The organism is Neisseria sp. S1 (assembly GCF_048060015.1).
Classification (GTDB): domain Bacteria; phylum Pseudomonadota; class Gammaproteobacteria; order Burkholderiales; family Neisseriaceae; genus Neisseria; species Neisseria arctica.
The window spans coordinates 216,634-236,608 of the sequence record NZ_JBLUPI010000002.1 but is presented as its reverse complement, the minus strand read 5'-3'; the positions used below and the strand labels follow the sequence as shown (position 1 = coordinate 236,608).

23 protein-coding genes and 1 pseudogene are annotated in these 19,975 nt (G+C 46.8%); 23 read left to right on the top strand and 1 reads right to left on the bottom strand.

From position 1 onward, the window contains the following. Positions 1-5 precede the first annotated feature (5 nt). From hisB to ACEPPX_RS02670, 22 genes and pseudogenes are all read left to right on the top strand, one after another. Positions 6-596 (top strand): annotated as a pseudogene (gene hisB / locus ACEPPX_RS02775) (imidazoleglycerol-phosphate dehydratase HisB); the annotation flags it as partial. Between the two features lie 355 nt (positions 597-951). Next, positions 952-1,908, top strand: coding sequence for a glutamate/aspartate ABC transporter substrate-binding protein (locus ACEPPX_RS02770; protein ID WP_416622851.1), 957 nt, complete (start codon positions 952-954; stop codon positions 1,906-1,908). A 159-nt stretch (positions 1,909-2,067) separates the two neighbouring features. Next, complete coding sequence (locus ACEPPX_RS02765) at positions 2,068-2,811, top strand: amino acid ABC transporter permease (RefSeq protein WP_416622850.1); 744 nt, start codon at positions 2,068-2,070, stop codon at positions 2,809-2,811. 1 nt (position 2,812) lies between these two features. Continuing rightward, positions 2,813-3,487 (top strand): amino acid ABC transporter permease, encoded by a 675-nt coding sequence (locus tag ACEPPX_RS02760; protein ID WP_047761205.1) that lies wholly within the window; start codon positions 2,813-2,815, stop codon positions 3,485-3,487. Positions 3,488-3,489: 2 nt separating this feature from the next. Continuing rightward, complete coding sequence (locus ACEPPX_RS02755; RefSeq protein ID WP_047761206.1) at positions 3,490-4,218, top strand: amino acid ABC transporter ATP-binding protein; 729 nt, start codon at positions 3,490-3,492, stop codon at positions 4,216-4,218. A 434-nt stretch (positions 4,219-4,652) separates the two neighbouring features. Then, positions 4,653-4,958, top strand: a complete 306-nt coding sequence (locus tag ACEPPX_RS02750; protein WP_047761207.1) for a hypothetical protein — start codon at positions 4,653-4,655, stop codon at positions 4,956-4,958. 67 nt (positions 4,959-5,025) lie between these two features. Beyond that, positions 5,026-5,670, top strand: coding sequence for an imidazole glycerol phosphate synthase subunit HisH (gene hisH, locus ACEPPX_RS02745; protein WP_416622849.1), 645 nt, complete (start codon positions 5,026-5,028; stop codon positions 5,668-5,670). A gap of 132 nt (positions 5,671-5,802) precedes the next feature. Then, entirely contained in the window at positions 5,803-6,546 is a 744-nt protein-coding gene (hisA, locus tag ACEPPX_RS02740; protein WP_416622848.1) for a 1-(5-phosphoribosyl)-5-[(5-phosphoribosylamino)methylideneamino]imidazole-4-carboxamide isomerase, read from the top strand. A 94-nt stretch (positions 6,547-6,640) separates the two neighbouring features. After that, positions 6,641-6,958: a multidrug transporter MatE gene (locus tag ACEPPX_RS02735; protein WP_416622847.1), complete on the top strand. Its 318-nt coding sequence runs from the start codon at positions 6,641-6,643 to the stop codon at positions 6,956-6,958. Positions 6,959-7,098: 140 nt separating this feature from the next. Continuing rightward, complete coding sequence (gene hisF, locus ACEPPX_RS02730) at positions 7,099-7,866, top strand: imidazole glycerol phosphate synthase subunit HisF (protein ID WP_416622846.1); 768 nt, start codon at positions 7,099-7,101, stop codon at positions 7,864-7,866. A gap of 97 nt (positions 7,867-7,963) precedes the next feature. Continuing rightward, complete coding sequence (locus tag ACEPPX_RS02725; protein WP_416622845.1) at positions 7,964-8,725, top strand: sulfite exporter TauE/SafE family protein; 762 nt, start codon at positions 7,964-7,966, stop codon at positions 8,723-8,725. A 42-nt stretch (positions 8,726-8,767) separates the two neighbouring features. Continuing rightward, on the top strand, positions 8,768-10,255 hold the full coding sequence (locus ACEPPX_RS02720; RefSeq protein ID WP_416622844.1) for an amidase: 1,488 nt from the start codon (positions 8,768-8,770) through the stop codon (positions 10,253-10,255). A gap of 36 nt (positions 10,256-10,291) precedes the next feature. Continuing rightward, entirely contained in the window at positions 10,292-10,690 is a 399-nt protein-coding gene (gene hisI / locus ACEPPX_RS02715; protein ID WP_047761212.1) for a phosphoribosyl-AMP cyclohydrolase, read from the top strand. Between the two features lie 32 nt (positions 10,691-10,722). Next, positions 10,723-11,043 carry a phosphoribosyl-ATP diphosphatase gene (locus ACEPPX_RS02710; protein ID WP_416622843.1) on the top strand — a complete coding sequence of 107 codons (321 nt, stop codon included), beginning with the start codon at positions 10,723-10,725 and terminating at the stop codon, positions 11,041-11,043. 125 nt (positions 11,044-11,168) lie between these two features. Beyond that, on the top strand, positions 11,169-11,492 hold the full coding sequence (locus tag ACEPPX_RS02705) for a histidine triad nucleotide-binding protein (protein ID WP_416622842.1): 324 nt from the start codon (positions 11,169-11,171) through the stop codon (positions 11,490-11,492). Positions 11,493-11,604: 112 nt separating this feature from the next. Continuing rightward, a complete protein-coding gene (gene tatA / locus ACEPPX_RS02700) occupies positions 11,605-11,808 on the top strand; it encodes a Sec-independent protein translocase subunit TatA (protein ID WP_047761215.1) in 204 nt (67 codons plus the stop codon). A 3-nt stretch (positions 11,809-11,811) separates the two neighbouring features. Further along, the gene (gene tatB / locus ACEPPX_RS02695) at positions 11,812-12,351 is read left to right on the top strand and encodes a Sec-independent protein translocase protein TatB (protein WP_416622841.1); all 540 of its coding nucleotides are present in this window, start codon (positions 11,812-11,814) and stop codon (positions 12,349-12,351) included. A gap of 7 nt (positions 12,352-12,358) precedes the next feature. Beyond that, complete coding sequence (gene tatC / locus ACEPPX_RS02690; protein WP_416622840.1) at positions 12,359-13,102, top strand: twin-arginine translocase subunit TatC; 744 nt, start codon at positions 12,359-12,361, stop codon at positions 13,100-13,102. 449 nt (positions 13,103-13,551) lie between these two features. Continuing rightward, positions 13,552-13,917, top strand: coding sequence for a DUF2069 domain-containing protein (locus tag ACEPPX_RS02685; RefSeq protein ID WP_047761218.1), 366 nt, complete (start codon positions 13,552-13,554; stop codon positions 13,915-13,917). Further along, positions 13,910-15,727, top strand: a complete 1,818-nt coding sequence (locus ACEPPX_RS02680) for a Wzy polymerase domain-containing protein (RefSeq protein WP_416622839.1) — start codon at positions 13,910-13,912, stop codon at positions 15,725-15,727. Before ACEPPX_RS02685 ends, ACEPPX_RS02680 begins: the two co-directional genes overlap by 8 nt. 168 nt (positions 15,728-15,895) lie before the next feature. Then, on the top strand, positions 15,896-16,573 hold the full coding sequence (locus ACEPPX_RS02675) for a response regulator transcription factor (protein WP_047761220.1): 678 nt from the start codon (positions 15,896-15,898) through the stop codon (positions 16,571-16,573). A 19-nt stretch (positions 16,574-16,592) separates the two neighbouring features. Then, the gene (locus ACEPPX_RS02670) at positions 16,593-18,023 is read left to right on the top strand and encodes a sensor histidine kinase (RefSeq protein ID WP_047761221.1); all 1,431 of its coding nucleotides are present in this window, start codon (positions 16,593-16,595) and stop codon (positions 18,021-18,023) included. Between the two features lie 171 nt (positions 18,024-18,194). Here the strand turns inward: ACEPPX_RS02670 and ACEPPX_RS02665 are convergent, their stop codons facing one another. After that, positions 18,195-18,998, bottom strand: a complete 804-nt coding sequence (locus tag ACEPPX_RS02665; RefSeq protein WP_416622838.1) for a thioredoxin fold domain-containing protein — start codon at positions 18,996-18,998, stop codon at positions 18,195-18,197. Between the two features lie 173 nt (positions 18,999-19,171). Between ACEPPX_RS02665 and ACEPPX_RS02660 the strand changes: the two genes are divergently transcribed. Then, positions 19,172-19,966, top strand: a complete 795-nt coding sequence (locus ACEPPX_RS02660) for a 3'-5' exonuclease (protein ID WP_047761223.1) — start codon at positions 19,172-19,174, stop codon at positions 19,964-19,966. Positions 19,967-19,975 lie beyond the last annotated feature (9 nt).

Below are 19,975 nucleotides of genomic sequence, written 5' to 3'. Positions count from 1 at the left end.
TTATGCGTACAGCAACCGTAACCCGCAATACCAGCGAAACCCAAATTACCGTTACCATTAATTTAGATGGAACCGGCGTAGGCCGTTTTGATACGGGCGTGCCATTTTTAGAGCATATGCTTGACCAGATCAGCCGACACGGCTTGATTGACTTGGACATTACTTGTAAAGGCGATTTACATATAGATGATCACCATACGGTTGAAGACATCGGTATTACTTTGGGGCAGGCTTTAAAACAGGCACTGGGCGACAAAATGGGCATCCGCCGTTATGGTCATAGTTATGTGCCGTTGGACGAAGCTTTAAGCCGGGTCGTGTTGGATTTATCCGGCAGACCGGGCTTGGAATATAATATTGAATTTACCCGGGCTATGATTGGTCGGTTTGATGTAGATTTATTTAGTGAATTCTTCCACGGCCTGGTAAACCACAGCATGATGACCCTGCATATTGACAATCTGCGCGGTTACAATGCCCACCATCAGGCAGAAACCGTATTTAAGGCGTTTGGACGTGCTTTGCGTATGGCGGTTGAATTGGACGAGCGTATGGCAGGCAAAATGCCTTCTACTAAGGGAACACTTACGGCTTGATATTGCTGATATTTTCATATTGATAACAAGAAGTTTGCCACAAAAATAATTGGAATCTTTAAATTACGTGATTGGTGCGAAAAATATGCCGTCTGAAAAATCAGGCGGCATATTTTTGTTAAGAAAAATAGTTTATTTATATAGATATAATTTAATTGTTAACAATTAAATATTGGGTGGAATGCTACTTTTTTATTATTATCTTTTAAGAATCAAATTTATATAGTTTTTACATATTAAGCTGATTGTCAAATAAAAAAGGTTAAGTTAGCATGGTTTACATGAAGGTCGGTGAAGCAAAAATAGTATTTCCGATCGGCGACATCAACAATAAAAACTTCTTTAGGAGTAATAAATGAAACTAATTGTATTAAAACCATTCAGCCTCGCTTGCCTGATGGCTTTGGGTCTTACTGCTTGCGGAGGGGAATCTTCTTCATCTGCTCCTGCCGCCGCTTCGGGGGCAGCCCCCGCTGCTAGCGCGCAAGGTACCTTGGACAAAATCAAATCATCCGGTACGATTGTTTTGGGGCATCGTGATTCATCGATTCCGTTCTCTTATATTGCCGATCAGCCCAATCAGCCGGTAGGTTATGCCCATGATTTACAATTGAAAATTGTTGATGCGGTGAAAAAAGAACTGAATATGCCGGATCTGAAAGTACGTTACAATTTGGTAACTTCTCAAAACCGTATCCCATTGGTTAGCAACGGTACGGTCGACATTGAGTGCGGTTCGACTACTAATAATTTGGAACGCCAAAAACAAGTTGATTTCTCCAATGCCTTCTTTGAAATCGGCACCCGTTTGATGGTCGCTAAAGATTCCGGGATTAAGGATTTCCCCGATTTGAAAGGAAAAACCGTTGTTACGACGGCAGGCACCACGTCTGAGCGTTTGCTGAAGGAATATAACGATAAAGAAAAACTCGGTATGAATATTATTTCTGCCAAAGACCACGGTGAAGCCGCACTGATGCTGTTTAACGGACGAGCTCAGGCTTTTATGATGGATGATATTCTTTTGGCCGGCGAGCGTGCGAAAACGCAAGACCCTGCTAAATGGGAAATCGTTGGCAAACCTATGTCGTTCGAGCGTTACGGCTGTATGATGCGTAAAGGTGATGCACCGTTCAAAGCCGTAGTGGATGGCGCTTTGGCGGAAACTTACAAAAATACCGCTGAAATTGATGCTTTGTATAAAAAATGGTTTGAAACACCGATTCCGCCTAAAAACGTGAACCTTGAGTTCCCGATGTCGGAGCAAGTGAAAGCTATTATTGCCAATCCGACCGATAAAGCGGCCGAGTAAGCCGGCGCCAGGCCAATATATTGTATGAGAAGCAGCGGATACGCAGGCCGTATCCGCTGTTTGATTGCCGTAATGTCATATTTTCAGACGGCATGACAAATATATGGCATTGGCTTGAGGCCTGAAACCTGAAATAAGAATGAAAAAGAGGTTGTTGTAATGGGTTATTCTTGGAATTGGGGCGTGCTGTTTGACAGCACCGGTATCGGTAACGAAACCTATCTCAACTGGGTTCTCTCCGGTATCGGCTGGTTGTTTCTTATCGGCAGCATTGCTTGGATTATCGCTATGGTACTCGGTACGGCTTTGGGTATCATGCGTACTTTGCCTTCTAAGCCGATGCAGATGATTGCTTCGTCTTATGTTGCACTTTTTCGTAACGTGCCTTTATTGGTACAGCTTTTTATCTGGTATTACGTTGTTCCTAACTTTTTCCCGGAAGGTTTGAAACAATGGTGGTTTTTTGGACTTGCCCCCAACACTTCCGCTATGCTTTCAGCCAGTGTCGGCTTGGGGTTGTTTACGGCCGCCCGGATATGTGAACAAGTTCGTACCGGCATTCAATCCTTGCCTAAGGGGCAGAGCAATGCTGCTTACGCACTCGGTTTTACAACCGCTCAGGTTTACCGCCAAGTGTTGCTGCCGCAATCTTTCCGTGTGATTCTTCCGCCATTGAGTTCGGAGTTGACCAACTGCTTTAAAAACGCTTCAGTCGCTTCGTTGGTAGGGGTTTCCGAGTTAATCAGCCAAACCAAAACGATTGCCGAATATACGCAGAATAATTTAGAAATTTATACTTATGCCACATTAATTTATTTGGCAATCAATTTGGCACTGATTATGTTTATGAACTTTCTCGAGCGCAAGTATCGTGTGCCGGGTTTGATGGCGGAGGGTAAATAAGATGGCTTTTGGTATTTCAGAACTACAAGCCGCTGCTCCTGGCCTGATTGACGGTATCACCACTACTTTGGAAATTGTTGCTATTGCAGTGGTGGGGGGGATGGTGATAGGTACGCTGCTGGCTTTGGCACGTTTGTCTCCCTATAAATTTTTATCGTTGCCTGCCAAGCTGTATGTCAATTTTTTTCGTTCGGTGCCGCTGTTGCTGGTATTGATTTGGTTTTATTTCGCCGTTCCAATGGTGTACAACCTGATAACGGGGCAGTATCTCACCATCAATGTAGCATTTGCCTCATGTGCCGTTGCCTTTATGGTATTTGAGGCCGCTTATTTTTCCGAAGTGGTTCGTGCCGGTATCCAATCGATTCCGAAAGGGCAGGTCAATGCGGCAAAAGCATTGGGTATGACTTACGGCCAAACTATGCGTTTGGTGATTCTGCCGCAGGCCTTTCGCAAAATGTTGCCGCTGATTTTGCAACAAAGCATCATTTTGTTCCAAGATACGACACTGGTATTTGCCATCGGTTTGGTAGATTTCTTCCGTGCTTCTTATGTGCGCGGTGATCTGATGGGTTTGCTGACTCCTTATATTCTGTTCGCCGGAGCGGTGTATTTTGCAGTGAGTGCAGTAGCTACTTTTGGCGTGAAACGTTTGCAAAAAAGAATGCGGATATAAAAATGATTGAAATTAAAAATGTGAACAAATGGTATGGTGATTTCCAAGTCCTGACCAACTGTAATACCAGTATTGCCAAAGGCGACGTAGTGGTTGTGTGCGGTCCGTCTGGTAGCGGAAAATCAACATTAATCAAGTGTGTAAACGGTTTGGAGTCTTTCCAAAAAGGTGAGATTATTGTTGACGGAACCTCTGTTGGCGATCCCAAAACCAATTTGCCCAAGTTGCGTAGCCGTGTCGGAATGGTGTTCCAACATTTCGAATTGTTCCCGCATTTGAGCATTGCCGACAACCTGACGGTAGCGCAGATCAAAGTATTGGGACGTAGTAAAGAAGAAGCCACTAAGAAAGGTTTGGCATATCTTGACCGTGTAGGTTTGAGTGCCCATGCGCACAAGTACCCGGCCGAACTTTCAGGTGGCCAGCAGCAGCGCGTAGCAATTGCCCGTGCATTGAGTATGGATCCGGTTGCCATGCTGTTTGATGAACCCACTTCAGCCCTTGACCCCGAAATGATTCAAGAAGTTTTGGATGTGATGGTAGGCTTGGCCAAAGAGGGGATGACTATGATGTGCGTTACCCATGAGATGGGCTTCGCGAAGCAAGTTGCCAATAAAGTTATCTTTATGGATGCCGGGCAAATTGTGGAAGACTGTACCAAAGAAGAATTCTTCGGTAGCCCGCGTAGCGAACGTGCGCAGCAGTTTTTATCTAAAATCCTCAATCACTAAATACCGCCAGAGTCATACAAAAGCCCGGGAAACCGGGCTTTTGGTTTATTAATATTTAAGATGCTGTCTGAAACTTACTTTTCAGACGGCCTTGGAAAATATAAAGAAATCATTGGGTGGAAGAAATAGAACAGCCTAATTATTTAGTTTGCCACCATTACAAAAGAAGTAGAATGTCGAAATTTAGATATAAATCAAATATTTCTTTTTTTTATAGTTGCTTGCAGACATAGGTTGGGAAAGATTGTAATAAACACTTGGCAATAGGCCGTCTGAAACATACAATCGCCTTGTCAGATGTTTTACTATCTTTACATAAGATAAAATGAACCGCAGTTATTTGCCGGTTGTGGTTGAAGTGATGGATGCGGACTCTGAGAGACCATGTAAGTAATCCACATACTTTTCAAATTCGGAATAGTTGCTCAATTGGTATGACTCCTACTTTATTGTTGCTCATATTTGGTAAATTGCAAGAATATATCGGACGTAATGCCCCGGCTTGGCCGTGGGCACTATCTTTCGGCTTGTGCTTGGGTTTTATGGGGTTGGCAGTTGTAGGCGATGAAATGTCGCCGATTGCTGCAACAGCATTTGGTTTTTACTGTTGGGCGTATTTGATGTTCTTACGCCGTTGTCGTGGACAAAAGGCGAAATGGTTGGTCGCATACTTAATCGGCGCGCTATTGCCCGCTATTGTTGTCTATTTATATTTCTCTACTGCCCACCAAAGTTTTTAGTCATTATTTTGAATAGTATTAGCAGCATGATCATCATGTTGTACTGCATTGTCGGATAAGGAAATACATGAAGGTAGCTATTGTTGATTACGGTATGGGTAATCTGCATTCGGTATTAAAATCGGTGCAGGCGGCGCAAAAATTGGCAGATGTGGCTGCTGATATTGTTTTAACGGATCAACCCGAAGAAGTTTTTGCCGCCGATAAGATTGTTTTTCCCGGACAGGGGGCCATGCCCGACTGCATGGGCGCACTACAAAAAAGCGGTTTAGGCGAAGCGGTAGCCGACGGATTAAAAAATAAGCCCTTTTTCGGCATTTGCGTGGGTGCGCAACTTTTATTCGATTTCAGTGAAGAGGGTGATACGCCCGGGCTAGGTTGGTTTGCCGGCGAGGTGAAACGATTTGCCGCCAACCAATACGATGAGTACGGCGATAAATTGAAAGTACCCCATATGGGCTGGAATACCGTGCATCAGACACAACGGCACCCATTGTTTGAGGGTATCGGTCAAGATTCGCGCTTTTACTTTGTTCACAGTTATTATTTCGCACCGGAAGACAGCAGAATCGTGTTGGCAACCAGCGAATATCCTAGTCAGTTTGCTTGTGTGGTAGGGCGGGATAATGTTTTTGCCACACAATTCCATACCGAAAAAAGCCATGATGGCGGTTTATTGCTTTTGCGTAATTTTTTGCGCTGGAATGGATAATTTGTGTAAAATAACAAAGTATCTTCTTTCAGACGGCCTCTGTTTGCCAGCAGGCCGTCTGAATTTATGCTGAAAAACCCATGTATCTTCAAAAATTATTTTTGCAGATACCCCGTTATCTTTGGAAACGAAATGTTACTGATTCCTGCAATCGACCTTAAAGAAGGTCAGTGTGTCCGTTTGAAACAAGGCCTGATGGAGCAAGCAACGGTTTTTTCCGACCGCCCTGCAGATATGGGGCTGCATTGGCTCAAACAAGGTGCGCGCCGCTTGCATTTGGTTGATTTGGACGGTGCGTTTGCAGGCAAACCGAAAAATCTCGAGGCCATTAGCGGGATTTTGGCTGCCGTCGCTAAAGAGATTCCCGTGCAGCTGGGCGGCGGTATCCGTGATTTGGTCACTATCGAGAAATACTTGGAGCTGGGTTTGAGTGATGTGATTATCGGTACTGCGGCAGTAAAAAATCCCGCGTTCGTGCGTGAAGCCTGCAAACAGTTTCCCGGCCATATCATTGTAGGCCTGGATGCCAAAGAGGGTATGGTAGCGATCGACGGTTGGGCGACAGTTACCGAGCATCATGTTATTGATCTGAGCAAACGTTTTGAAGATGACGGGGTAAACAGCATTATTTATACCGACATCGGCCGCGACGGCATGATGAGCGGTGTGAATATAGAGGCCACGGTTAAGTTGGCCGAAGCCGTGAATATTCCGATTATCGCATCAGGCGGCTTAACGGATTTGGATGATATCCGCGCATTGTGTGCCGTGGAAGACAGCGGTGTGGCCGGTGCTATTACCGGTCGGGCGATTTACGAAGGCAGTATTGATTTTGCCCAAGCGCAGCAGCTGGCAGATTCTTTGTCCGCTCGGTAGGCTGGTGTTGAGGGGATAAAGCGGTTTTAACGGTTCGATACCGATAATAATTTATTGATAAATTAAACCGTCATTTAAATTAAGGGATTGTTGTATGTTGGAAGCATTTATATTGGGCTTTTGGTGCGTGTGGTCGTCCGACCGCGATATTTATGCGCTTACGGAAAGCCTTTCATTCATGATTTTGGTAGTGTTGCTGCGTACGGTGATGGCTTTCGAATTGCCTGTGATTGATGCGGCTTGGGGCTTGTCGATGACGGCCTCGTGGGCATATGTTGCCGCCGTATTTTGGGGAATTAACCGTTTTGCCGGCAGTTTTATTGTTTCGCTGGCTTTATCGGGCTTGGCTGCCGTCGGATATTTTCTTTTTACCCAAAATATCGGAGACTGGGTGCAGCTGTGGTTGGCCTAAACCATTTCCAAAAACCTTATGCAATTTACCGCTTTATTTAAAAAGTGTTAAGATGCAACGGCTGTCTGATGAGGCAGCCGTTTCCTTTAGTAAAGGCAGCCGGGCATTTTTTCGGCCGCCATCTGTTCCTGAGAAAAATTATGGTATTAGCAAAACGCATTATTCCCTGTTTAGACGTTGATAACGGCCGTGTCGTCAAAGGTGTCAATTTTGTCGGCTTGCGAGATGCCGGTAATCCTGTCGACGTAGCCAAACGCTACAATGATGAAGGGGCAGACGAGCTGACCTTCCTTGATATTACCGCCAGCAGCGATAACCGCGATACCATTTTGCACGTAATTGAAGAAGTTGCCTCACAAGTTTTTATACCGCTTACCGTGGGGGGCGGGGTACGCACCGTAGCCGATGTGCGCCGTTTGCTAAATGCGGGAGCAGATAAGGCCAGTATCAATACAGCTGCGGTTACCAATCCCGACTTGGTGAACGAAGCCAGTAGTTTTTTCGGTTCGCAGGCGATTGTGGTGGCGATTGATGCCAAAGCCGTGAATGCGGAAAATACCCGTTGGGAAGTGTTCACCCACGGAGGCAGGAAGGCTACGGGCCTAGATGCGGTGGAATGGGCTAAAAATATGCAGGCACGGGGAGCCGGGGAAATCCTGCTGACCAGTATGGATCGGGACGGCACCAAAATCGGCTTCAACCTGCCGCTTACCCGCGCCATCAGCGAAGCCGTGGATATTCCCGTCATCGCTTCGGGCGGTGTCGGCAATGTGCAGCATCTGATAGATGGTGTAAAAGAGGGTAAAGCCGATGCGGTATTGGCGGCCAGTATTTTCCACTTCGGTGAAGTGCGTATCCATGAGGCCAAAGCAGCGATGCGGGCGGCGGGTATCGAAGTACGGTTATAGGTGTGATATGGTTTCGTATTCAAAGGCTTGTATTTATTGTCAGAAAATATAGTTTCAGACGGCATAAAAAGGTATATTGCCTGACAAAAGGTTGAGCATGATGGATTTAAGTATTGTCCAATATATTTTGCTGGGCGTTCTTGGTATTATTGCCGGGATTGTGAATATGATGGCAGGCGGCGGATCGAACCTGATTCTGCCCGTGCTGATGATGTTCGGTGTGCCGGCGGATATTGCCAACGGCAGCAACCGGGTAGGGGTGTTGCTGCAATCGGTATCGGGATTGTTCGGATTCAATAAAGCGGGCAGACTGCCGAAGCAGGACTTGCCCGCTATTTTATGGCCGACGCTTCTGGGCGGGCTTTGCGGCGCGTTGGCTGCTTCGTTTGCACCGGTTGAAATCTTAAAACCGATGCTGCTGATCACTATGTTGAGCGTGGCGGCACTGGCATTTTTCAAACCTTCGATGTTGTTGGTGGCACCCGATGTACAGCCTATACAAGTATCCGAAAATCCGAAAGCGCGTCTCGGTTTGTGGCTGGCAGGTGTGTATGGCGGCTTTGTGCAGGCAGGAGCGGGATTTGTACTGTTGCCCGTATTGGCTGGGCTGCTACATTATGATTTGGTGCGGGCTAATGCTTTAAAAGTATGCTGCACGCTTGGGTTTACTTTGGTTTCGTTGGCCGTATTTGTTTGGCGTGGCCAAGTATGGTGGGATATCGGCTTGGTATTGGCGGTAGGCAGTATGATCGGTGCAAAAGTCGGGGTGTTGACCGCTATAAGTATAAAGCCTGAAACATTACGTTGGGTATTGTTTGTAATGACTTTGGTGGCAGTAGTGGCGGCATTACTGAAATAATCGGGCAGGCCGTCTGAAAGACCAATGCCGTAAGGGGGCGCGATGCAGTTTGAAGAATACAGACGCTATGATGCGATAGGCTTGGCAGAATTGGTGAGAAGAGGCGAAGTATCGGCGGACGAGTTGCTGCAAACTGCTTTAGCACGTTTAGACAGCGTAAACCCTTCATTAAATCTGTTGGCTCAAGATTGGCGCGGCAAGGCTTATGCTTGGCAGTGTGCCGATAGCAATACGCCCTTGGCAGGCGTGCCTTTTTTGTTGAAAGACTTGATGGCTGATTGGCAGGGTGTGCCGACGTTATCGGGCAATCCTCTGATGAAGCAGCGGATCCCGCAGGCCGACAGTCATCTGACTGCTGCTTACCAATGCGCCGGTTTGCGTATTTTTGGTAAAACTACTACGCCTGAGTGGGGCTTGTTGCCTTACACGGAATCAGCAATATATGGTGTTACCCGTAATCCTTGGGATACAGAACGAACGCCGGGTGGCAGCAGCGGCGGTTCGGCAGCAGCTGTGGCGGCTGGTATCGTACCCGTGGCGCATGGCGGAGACGGAGGCGGCTCTATCCGACTGCCTGCGCATAATTGCGGTTTGTTCGGTTTAAAGCCGAGTCGCGGCCGAGTGGATTCGGGCCCGCTGATTCGGGAGGCATGGCAGGGAATGGTATGCGAGCATGTGCTCACCCGTAGTGTACGCGACAGTGCATTAATGCTGGATATCGCCGCGCAAACGCAGCATCATTCGATTTATGCATGCCCTCCTGCACAATCTTTTTCAGACGGCATCAAGCAGCCGTTGCGCCGTTTGAAAATCGCTTATTGGCGTAAACCGTGGTTGGGCGGAGAAGTAGAAGCTGCAGTCGGCCAAGCATTCGAGTATAGCTTGAAACTGTTGGCTGATGCGGGACACAACCTTGAAGAGGCCGCCCCTGATTTTGCCGACGCCGAACAATTGGGGCGGGCCATGCTGATCGTGTTGGCGGGAGAATTGGCGCACTTGCAATTACAGCTGGCACAACAACTCGGCCGTAAAATCAGCTATCAGGATATGGAACCGTCTACATGGGCGTTGATGACTTACGGTAAACAGCTAAGTGCAGCCGAAGCCTATTGGGCGCGTGATTTGCTGTTGGCTCAAGCTGTGGCGGCGGAGAGGTTTCATCGGGATTATGATGTGCAGGTTACGCCTGTTTGCCCGCGTTTGACGCCGTTTGTCGGAGAATTGGCTCCCTCTGAGAGCGAGCAGCGTATAAGCAGTTTACTATTGGGTAAGTTGGGATTGGGGCGGTTGTTAAAAAATAATCCGCTTATCGAGCGGGAAAGCCGTAAGGCTTTGGCGTATGTCGGTTTTACCGTACCTTTTAACATGAGCGGGCAGCCTGCCATGAGTGTGCCTCTGTATTGGCATGAAGACCACCTACCCGTGGGAACACAATTCGCAGCGGCGCACGGGCAAGAGCAATTGCTGTTACAATTGGCAGCCGAACTTGAAAGCATCAACCCGTGGGCGCAGCGTGTGCCGCCTTTATAAAGGTTTATATATAGCATAGCAGCAGAAGGAAAACGAATGGATACGCAAGCATTACTGAAGGGCGTAAAATTTGATGAAAAAGGGTTGGTTTGTGCCATTGCCCAAGATGCGGAAACCAAGCGTGTATTGATGGTGGCTTGGATGAATGCCGAAGCTTTGCAAAAAACCGCCGAAACCGGGTTTGCCCATTATTACAGCCGTTCGCGTCAAAAGCAGTGGATGAAGGGCGAGGAGTCGGGCCATACCCAACAAGTGCATGAATTGCGTTTGGATTGTGATGGTGATGCGGTAGTTATGCTGATTAAACAAAACGGCGGCATGGCCTGCCATACCGGCCGAGAGAGCTGTTTTTACCGCGTGTGGCGTGATGGCGAATGGCTGCTGACCGACAAAGTGATAAAAAGCGAAGAAGAAATTTACGGAGACAGCCGTTAAGAGGCCGTCTGAAAATATTATAGGTAGAGAAAATGAATGACGTATTGAGCCGTGTTCAAGATGTTATCGACAGCAGGAAAGAAGGCGACCCACAAAGCTCTTATGTGGCACAACTGCTGCACAAGGGAGAGGATAAAATCTTGAAAAAAGTGATTGAAGAAGCCGGAGAGGTATTGATGGCTTCGAAAGACGGTGGTAGCGAACATCTGGTCTACGAAGTGGCCGATGTATGGTTCCATACTATGGTATTGCTGGCGCATCACGGGTTACGGGTTGAAGACGTGATACAAGAGTTGGCACGCCGTGAAGGTTTGTCGGGTTTGGCCGAGAAAGCAGCGCGGCAGGGAGAGTGATTTTATATTAAAATCATTTCTGGTAAATATGAGATAATCCGTGCCGTCTGAAATGTTTTAAGCACGATTCAGACGGCTGTTTTACGGTTGCGGTGTTCAAAACTGCAAGATTTTGGGAGCAAATAATGAGTGACTGTATTTTCTGTAAGATTGTCGAGAAAGATATTCCGGCCACTATAGTATATGAAGATGACGAAATGTTGTGTTTTAAAGACATTCAGCCGGCTGCTCCCGTACATCTGTTGCTGATTCCGAAAGTGCATTTTGATTCGTTGGCACATGCAGCGCCTGAACACGAGGCGTTGTTGGGTAGAATGATGTTGAAAGTACCGGAGATCGCACGCTCGGCCGGTTTGTCCAACGGTTTCAAAACCCAAATCAACACTGGTAAAGGCGGCGGGCAAGAGGTTTTCCACCTGCATATCCATATTCTCGGTACGCCGGTTTGAGATGTTGAAATAAAATGGTTATCAAAGTAAGTTAGAATAATATATTTGCTTCGGGCGGTCTTGTAGCCAGCAGTAGTTTATTTATCGAATTTTAGATTTGTAAGGAAAAAATATGGGTAGCTTTTCTATTTGGCATTGGGTGATCGTACTGGTGATCGTAGTGCTGGTGTTTGGAACTAAAAAATTGCGTAATGTCGGCAAAGATCTCGGCGGTGCCGTGCATGATTTCAAGCAAGGCCTGAATGAGGGTAATGAGGCGGATAAAGCGAAAAAAGACGTGATCGAGCACGAAAAAGACGATAACAAATCGGCTTAAACCATGTTTGATTTCAGTTTCAGCGAGCTGATTGTTATCGGCGTTATTGCCCTGGTCGTTCTCGGGCCGGAGCGCCTGCCTAAAGTAGCGCGTGCCGCCGGCAGCCTTATGGGACGGGTTCAGCGTATGGTAAACAATGTAAAGCAGGAATTGAATGCCCAAATCGAAATGGACGAACTCAAAAAAGCCAAAAGCGAATTTGAGTCTGCAGCCTATCAGTTTCGGGATGAAATCCGTAGCGTCGGCGATACGGCGCGTAGCGAGCTGAGTGATGTTGCTACAGGTTTGGAACCACCTGCTTGGGAAAGACTACCTCCCCAGCGTACACCGGCAGATTTCGGTGTGGACGAGCAGGGGCAGCCGTTGGCGCAGTCGGTCGTATACCGTGAAGCTTGGCAGGCAAACGAGGCCGAATCAATCGTACGCCTAACAGGTGCGGTAGGTTTTCAGACGGCATCTGTACACAAAAAAGCCATGCAGAAAAAGCGAGATATGCGCCCGCGATACCGTCCCAAGCCTCGGTTGCGTGTTCGAAAGAAGTGAGTAAACGGTGTCAGAAATAGAACAAAACGCCCAGCCGTTGGTTGAGCATCTGATTGAATTGCGCCGCCGTCTGATTTTGATGGTGGCGGGTATTTTGGTATGTTTTTTATGCCTGATGCCTTTTGCGCAGAAACTTTACACCTTTGTAGCGCAGCCTTTGATGGCAACACTGCCTAAAGGTACGAATATGATTGCCATTGATGTGATCACGCCGTTTTTTGTACCAGTGAAGGTGGCATTGATGGTGGCCTTTTTGATTTCGCTGCCGAATACTTTGTATCAGATATGGGCGTTTGTCGCTCCTGCCCTGTATAAAAATGAAAAGCGATTGATTACCCCCTTGGTGGTTTCTAGCGTTTTGCTGTTTTTTATCGGGATGGCGTTCGCCTACTATCTGGTGTTTCCGGTTGTGTTTAAGTTTCTTGCGGGTGTAACGCCCGAGGGCGTGAGCATGGCCACCGATATTAATAAATACCTTTCCTTTGTGTTAGGTATGTTTGTTGCATTCGGTGCAACATTTGAAGTCCCTATTGTAGTAGTGTTGTTGAACCGTATGGGCGTAGTATCGGTAGAGCAGTTAAAACAGGCGCGCCCTTATGTGATTGTAGGGGCTTTCGTGGTTGCAGCCGTGATTACGCCGCCCGATGTGATTTCCCAAATCTTATTGGCCCTGCCTTTGATTATTCTTTATGAGTTGGGTTTGCGTTTCTGCGGTTTTATCCGTCCGGTGGAAAAAAATTCGGAAGAATAATTTTCGGACTGTATTTGCATAGACGGATAAAAATTTCGTATCGTAAGCTGCTTATATTTAGTGCTTGAGAAACTAAATAACTTGAAATTATTCAGAGGCCGTCTGAAAGCTTATTTCGGTTTTCAGACGGCCTCGTCATTGGCTGAAACAAACATATTGTCAATATTTTACGGTAGGTTTGTTTAAGGTTGTGTGGATATAGGGAAAGTCAAGCCGGTCGAAACAACAGCTTTGATTTCCTAGCCTGTATGGCGGCAGTAAGCCTGCCCGATAGAAAGGCATAGATAGCTGTTTATATTGGGAGCTTAAGGCTGGCAGACAGGGTGCAAATTTACGATAATAGAAATTTGGCAATATTTTTAGACAGGCTATAGCCGTTACAGATTGGGCGTTGCAGATGCAAATCTGATGTTTGCGGAAATAGTTTGGAAAATTAACACTTAATAAATATGATTCAAAATACAACCTCTTTAAAATGGCAACGCTTGGCTATTGTTAGCTTGGCAGGCTTGATTGCAATCAGTTTGGCTTGGGAATTGTGGTTGGCTCCGCTACGCCCGGGCGGTTCGTGGTTGGCGTTAAAAGCTTTGCCGTTGTGTTTGCCTTTGTCCGGTATTTTAAAAGGGCGGATTTATACTTTTCAGTGGTCTTGTATGTTGGTGCTTGCCTATATGGCCGAGGCTGTCATGAGGATTTTTGATGCGACTGCTGCCAGCAGGGGATGCTCTGTGGTTGCATTGGTTTTGAGCGTAATGTTTTTTACGGCTTGCTTGATGTTTGTGCGCACACAGAGAAAGGCTGCCGGCCATGTTTAATAATATTTTTTCGAGCAACCGGAGAGTTGATGATTGGCCATTGTGGTTCTGCATCGCATTAATTTGTATCGCTCCGTTTTTATCTTTATATCGTGTAGGGCCGCTTTCGAGCTTTTACCTTGAGAACGGCTCTTTGGCTGCAGCTTTGTTGCTGGTGTTTTTAAGTGCTTTTTACGGTGTATTGAATGTACGTTTGCCGGCAACAGCCGTCTACTTTTTGGTATTGGCCGCAGGTTTGTGGTTGCAAGCAAGACTGATGGGCTTGATTTACCCCGGCTTCAGTGACATGACGGTATGGACTTTTATAATTCTGGCTTTAACTGCATGGGCATGTCGTGGCTGGGTGGCTGAATTAGGACAAGATAGGGTTGTGGCCGTTTTAGCATGGGCGTTGCTGATAGGTGCGTTGTTACAGGCTGCAGTAGCGGTGATGCAATTTACGGGATGGGCTGCTTGGCCGCCTTTGCGCGGTATTGTGGCTTATCGCGGTTTGCGCGAGGTAAGCGGCCAGCTTGGGCAGCGGAACCATTTGGGGCATTACCTGATGTGGGGCATATTGGCGGCCTCTTATTTGTGGTCGCAGCGGCGTCTGCCTTTATGGGGAGGATTGTTATCAGTTGTTGCATTAACCGCCGCTTTGGCTTTGGTTAATTCACGTACTATTTTTACTTATGTGGCTGCCGTCGGTTTGCTCTTGCCCTTATGGCGGTTGAGGGCTGGGCGAGAAGCTAATCGGACAGTACTTTTGATGGGCTTGGCGTTGGCCTTGACGGTATTCATGCAGTATGCACTGAATCCGGTGCTGGCATGGTTCTCCCACGTTCAATACGATACGGCGCTTTCGCGGGTTGAGCGCAGTACTTTTGCTATGTCGGCGCGCGATATTGAATGGCGTAAGGCCTGGATAGTATTTCAGACGGCGCCATTATGGGGGCATGGTTGGGGAAGTTTGTCATTGCAAGGCTTTTCAACCAATATCTTTCCAAAGGTATATAGTACGCATGGTTTGAATGTTCTATTCACCCACTCGCATAATCTGATTTTGCAATTGTTGGCGGAAACCGGGATTGTTGGTACGCTGGCAGTAGTGGGAGGCTATTTGGCGGCTATTTGGAGAATGTTCAGACGGCCTGCCGGTCAGGCATCTTTATTGCTTTTGGCATTAATGGCGGTATCGTTGTGTCATAGTTTGCTCGAATACCCGCTTTGGTACATTTACTTTCTGGTACCGTTTGCTTTGATGATGAGCTTGTCTCCTGCTGATAAACAAGATCTGCGCTATGGTTTGAGGGGAACCGTGCAAAATTGTGCAGCGGCGGTGGTGGTGCTGTTTTTAGCCGTAGGTATTGTGCGCCTAACAGCAGTTTATACTGAGTTGGCCGAATTCAGCCGCCAGAAAAATAGTGATACACCTGCTGATATTCTTCAAAAAACAAACGGCTTGATTAAGATTTCCGCCACCGAACCGATGTTACGCTACTATGCCCAAATGTCCCTGGCTAAAAGGGCCGATCCCGCTGACCCCATGCCGGCTCAGTGGGCGCAAGAGGCTGCAATGCAAACCCAATTGTTCAGGCCTTATGCGAATGCATATCAGAGAGGCTTTTATCTTTACCGGCAAGGGAAAACGGCAGAGGCACAGGAATGGTTGCGTAAAACTTATGAATATTACCCCAATATGCTACCCTTTTATCGGAAGAAAATTTATGATTCGCCTTATTTTGAAGGTTTGCGCGAGCAAGTCGATTTTCATTGCCGAGCTTATGAAGAGGTAAATCCAAAAGCCAAGTCGTGTTTTTCGGCACAATAATCGGCCTGAACGGTTAGAAATGTAAAGGCCGTTGCATTCATTGCAAAAAAGCGCAAAAGCAGCAGGAAACATGCTACCTGTTGTTATGAAATGCGTGTTAAGATTGCAACTAACTGTACACATTGGTGATGCAGCCGATAAAAGAAGACTAATCCAAAAGGACAAAATATGAGTCGCGTATTACTGGTCGATGACGACGCTTTGCTAACCGAGTTGCTTACCGAATATCTTACTGCCGAAGGTTTGAACGTCAACAGCGTACCCGACGGCGAAGCCGGTGTGCAGGAAATTCTCTCCGGCCAGTATGATGTGGTAGTGCTTGATTCTATGATGCCGAAGATGAACGGTTTGGACGTTTTGAAAAACGTGCGTACCCAGAGTACCGTTCCGGTGATCATGCTCACCGCCAAAGGTGATGATATCGACCGCATTATCGGTTTGGAAATGGGTGCAGATGATTATGTACCTAAACCTTGTACCCCGCGTGAGCTTTTGGCACGTATTAATGCCATCTTGCGTCGCGCACAGCAAATAGGCGAACAAAGCAACAGTCCCAATAGTATTTCTGTGAGCAATGTGACCCTTTATCCGGCCAAACGCCAAGCGTCCATTGGGGATGCACCGCTGGAATTGACCAGTACGGAATTTAATTTGCTGGAAGTTCTGATGCGCCATGCCGGACAAGTAGTCAGCAAAGAAACTTTGTCCATTGAAGCGTTAGACCGCAAACTGGCTAAATTTGACCGCAGTATCGACGTGCACATTTCCAGCATCCGTCATAAGTTGGGTGATGCGTCTCTGATTCAAACGGTGCGCGGTTTAGGCTATTTGTTTGTAAAAAACTAAGTTGATGCAGCCTACTTAAATGAAATTGTTTCAACGTATCTTCGCCACGTTTTGTGCAGTCATTATCTGCGCTATATTCGTGGCGAGTTTTTCTTTTTGGCTGGTTCAAAATTCGATTGCGGAAAATCATTTCCAACAGCGGCGGACGATTGAAACTACATTGTTAAGCAGCATGATTTCCGCTTTTAATGTGCGCGGAGAATTCGGTGCGCGTGAAATTCTGCGGGAGTGGCAGGATAATCCTGTTGCTCAAAACGTGTACATTATTACTGGCGATGATCGTAAGGATATTCTTGGCCGCAGTATTGATAATCGAGTGATCGATGCCGCATACAAGTTTGCCATGGAGCATCCTGATTCTCCGTTGGCGCATATCGAATATGACCGTTGGGGCGAAGAGTATTTGTTTTTTATCCGAGGTTGGAATAATCCCCAAATACAACGCCCGCCTAGCCCTCTGTTTATTCCGGGTTTGCAGTTGGCACCCATTTGGCATGAGTTTATCATTCTCAGCTTTATCATTTTAGTCGGTTTGTTGCTGGCTTACATTTTGGCTAACAATATTACCAAGCCTATCCGCATTCTAGACCGCGGTATGAGCCGTTTGGCAGCAGGTGATTTAGAAACCCGTATTTCACAACAGGTTGATGATCGTGAAGACGAGCTTTCAAACTTGGCCGTACAATTCGATAAAATGGCGCAGCAGCTGCAAAAATTGGTTGAAAAAGAACGTCATCTGTTGCACCACGTATCGCATGAAATGCGTTCTCCTTTGGCGCGTATGCAGGCAATCGTCGGCCTGATTCATTCTCAGCCTCACAAGCAGGAGCAGTATTTGCAGCGCTTGGAAAGCGAATTGGTGCGGATGGATACTTTGGTAGGCGAGCTGCTGACTTTGTCGCGTTTGGAAACGGCTAATGTACAGTTGGAAAAAGATACTTTAAAACTGTTGCCTTTTTTACAGCAGTTGGTTGAAGATTGCCAAGCCATTGCAGAAACCAATCATCAGCATGTGGAGTTGAAGCTAGATGCTAAAATCGCAGAAGACGGTTGTGTCAATGCTAATGAAAGCTATTTATACCGCGCATTTGACAATATCATCCGTAATGCGATGAACTACAGCCCCGAGGGTAGTGCGATTATTGTAAATTTGAAGCAGGATTCACGTAATTGGATTATCGATATTGTAGATAACGGCCCGGGCGTAAATGAAGCCCAGTTACCGCATATTTTTACGGCTTTCTACCGTGCCGACAGCAGTGCCCACAAACCCGGAACAGGCTTGGGTTTGGCACTAACCAAACATATCATCGGCCAGCATAACGGCAAAATCATTGCTGAAAATGTGAAGCCCAATGGTTTGTGTATGCGGGTGACGTTGCCCAAGTGTAAGGTTCCCAAAAAAGCAGAGCCGAGATTGGCCGGAAAACCGGAAATAACAGAAGTTTGATTAGAGCTGATTATTTTTTGCGGTAAGTTGGTTTAAGGCCGTCTGAAAAAATTCAGACGGCCTTTGGATTATTTGACGACCTTTAGTCAGTATGATTGGCTAGCAATCAAAGAATAAAAAACTACCGCTTATCGGCGGTAGTTTTTATGGTTGGTTATGACCGGGATGGGATTACTGATTTTTTTCAATCCGCTTTTGCAACGCAGGCATTGGGGAGTAACCGCTTTGGGTATGGCCGTTAGGGAATACCAAAGTAGGTGTGCCGTTAAATCCTAATTGCTCGCCTAAAGACATAGTTTCTGCCACAGGGTTGTCGCATGCGGCCACCGGTTGCGGAGCCTTATTTTCGCGCATCCACGCTGTCCATGCCGCGGTAGGGTTGCTTTGGCACCAGATTTGCTCTGCCTTTTGCTGCGCATCGGGATGTAGTTTGGTGATCGGCATCATAAAGTTGTAGATGGTGATGTTATTCATTTTGGCAAACTCTTGTTCCAAGCGTTTGCAGAAAGGACAGTCGGGGTCGGAAAAGACGGCGACTTTCAATTTACCGTTGCCGCGTACTTCTTTAATGGCAAGGTCTAAAGGCAGGGTATTGAAATCAATTTTGTTCAGTTCGGCGGAACGCTCTTCGGTTAGGCTTTTGCGGGTATTGATATCAACTAAATCGCCTACCAGCATATAATTGGCATCCGCATCAACATATACGACTTGATTGCCGGTTACCACAACTTCGTAAAGTCCTTTGATCGGGGTGTCGCGTACACTCTGTACTTTCAGCTTTTGGCCTTCGTAAGTTTTTTCCAATTTGGCGGTGAGGGCTGCGGCCAAGGTATTATCGGCAGGCGTTGATTCTGCCGCGGGTGTTTTTGCTTGTGCAGATTCAGGGGTTTGGGCACTGCTCACGGGCGTCGGACCGCAGGCAGTTAAAGAGAATAAAGAGGCAGACAATAGAGTTTTGAGTAATTTTTGTTTCATAAGTTTTCCGAACAACCGGATATCCGGTCATATATAAAGTTTCAGACGGCCATTATGCCGAAAAGTCAGGTATGGGGCAAATTACTGTAGGAACAGTATAAAAAACTGTTGTTGAAACTTGGCGCACTGCCGACTTCATGCCAAAATGCCATCATCCGCGGAGAAAATAACCCATGATTCCGATTTTAGCGTTTGATATCGAAACCGTTCCCGATGTGGCGGGTATCCGTTTATTACATGATTTGCCTGAGAGTTTGCCCGATGCTGATGTGGTAGCGTTTGCACAACAGCGGCGCCGTGCGCAAACAGGCAGTGATTTTATGCAGCATCACCTGCATCAGGTCGTGGCTATTTCATGTTGTATGCGCTGGGGGCAGGATAAGATTCATGTCGGTACGATTGGTGAAGCCGGTGACGGTGAAGAAACCATGATCGCAAAGTTTTTCGAGCTGGTAGAGAATCATACGCCGCAATTAGTCAGCTGGAATGGTGGCGGATTTGATTTACCGGTATTGCATTACCGCGCTTTGATTCACGGTGTAACGGCTGCCCGTTATTGGGATACTGGTGACGGTGATTTTGGCGATAGCCGCGATTTTAAATGGAATAACTACATCAGCCGTTATCACAACCGCCATTGTGATTTGATGGATCTGTTGGCACTTTATCAGCCGAGGGCAAGTGTTCCTTTGGATGATATGGCAAAATTATGTGGTTTCCCCGGAAAACTCGGCATGGACGGCAGCAAGGTATGGGAAGCCTACCATGCAGGCAATATGAAAGATATCCGTGATTATTGTGAAACGGATGCGGCCAATACTTATTTAATGTATTTGCGGTTTCGGTTGCTGAGCGGCGCGATGGATGCCGACCAATATGAAATGGAAGTCAAACGCTTGAAAAATTATTTAAGAGCACAGGTTGACGAAAAACAACATTGGGCCGAGTTTATCGCGGCTTGGCGTTAATTGTATCAA

Coding starts and splice junctions, on each gene's coding strand:
- ACEPPX_RS02680 (WP_416622839.1), top strand. CDS start 13,910: ATGTTTAATAATATTTTTTCGAGCAACCGGAGAGTTGATGATTGGCCA.
- ACEPPX_RS02720 (WP_416622844.1), top strand. CDS start 8,768: ATGCAGTTTGAAGAATACAGACGCTATGATGCGATAGGCTTGGCAGAA.
- hisF (WP_416622846.1), top strand. CDS start 7,099: ATGGTATTAGCAAAACGCATTATTCCCTGTTTAGACGTTGATAACGGC.
- ACEPPX_RS02670 (WP_047761221.1), top strand. CDS start 16,593: ATGAAATTGTTTCAACGTATCTTCGCCACGTTTTGTGCAGTCATTATC.
- ACEPPX_RS02735 (WP_416622847.1), top strand. CDS start 6,641: ATGTTGGAAGCATTTATATTGGGCTTTTGGTGCGTGTGGTCGTCCGAC.
- ACEPPX_RS02765 (WP_416622850.1), top strand. CDS start 2,068: ATGGGTTATTCTTGGAATTGGGGCGTGCTGTTTGACAGCACCGGTATC.
- ACEPPX_RS02685 (WP_047761218.1), top strand. CDS start 13,552: ATGATTCAAAATACAACCTCTTTAAAATGGCAACGCTTGGCTATTGTT.
- tatA (WP_047761215.1), top strand. CDS start 11,605: ATGGGTAGCTTTTCTATTTGGCATTGGGTGATCGTACTGGTGATCGTA.
- hisA (WP_416622848.1), top strand. CDS start 5,803: ATGTTACTGATTCCTGCAATCGACCTTAAAGAAGGTCAGTGTGTCCGT.
- hisI (WP_047761212.1), top strand. CDS start 10,292: ATGGATACGCAAGCATTACTGAAGGGCGTAAAATTTGATGAAAAAGGG.
- ACEPPX_RS02750 (WP_047761207.1), top strand. CDS start 4,653: ATGACTCCTACTTTATTGTTGCTCATATTTGGTAAATTGCAAGAATAT.
- ACEPPX_RS02760 (WP_047761205.1), top strand. CDS start 2,813: ATGGCTTTTGGTATTTCAGAACTACAAGCCGCTGCTCCTGGCCTGATT.
- ACEPPX_RS02705 (WP_416622842.1), top strand. CDS start 11,169: ATGAGTGACTGTATTTTCTGTAAGATTGTCGAGAAAGATATTCCGGCC.
- ACEPPX_RS02755 (WP_047761206.1), top strand. CDS start 3,490: ATGATTGAAATTAAAAATGTGAACAAATGGTATGGTGATTTCCAAGTC.
- ACEPPX_RS02770 (WP_416622851.1), top strand. CDS start 952: ATGAAACTAATTGTATTAAAACCATTCAGCCTCGCTTGCCTGATGGCT.
- ACEPPX_RS02675 (WP_047761220.1), top strand. CDS start 15,896: ATGAGTCGCGTATTACTGGTCGATGACGACGCTTTGCTAACCGAGTTG.
- ACEPPX_RS02725 (WP_416622845.1), top strand. CDS start 7,964: ATGATGGATTTAAGTATTGTCCAATATATTTTGCTGGGCGTTCTTGGT.
- hisH (WP_416622849.1), top strand. CDS start 5,026: ATGAAGGTAGCTATTGTTGATTACGGTATGGGTAATCTGCATTCGGTA.
- ACEPPX_RS02665 (WP_416622838.1), bottom strand. CDS start 18,998: ATGAAACAAAAATTACTCAAAACTCTATTGTCTGCCTCTTTATTCTCT.
- ACEPPX_RS02710 (WP_416622843.1), top strand. CDS start 10,723: ATGAATGACGTATTGAGCCGTGTTCAAGATGTTATCGACAGCAGGAAA.
- tatB (WP_416622841.1), top strand. CDS start 11,812: ATGTTTGATTTCAGTTTCAGCGAGCTGATTGTTATCGGCGTTATTGCC.
- ACEPPX_RS02660 (WP_047761223.1), top strand. CDS start 19,172: ATGATTCCGATTTTAGCGTTTGATATCGAAACCGTTCCCGATGTGGCG.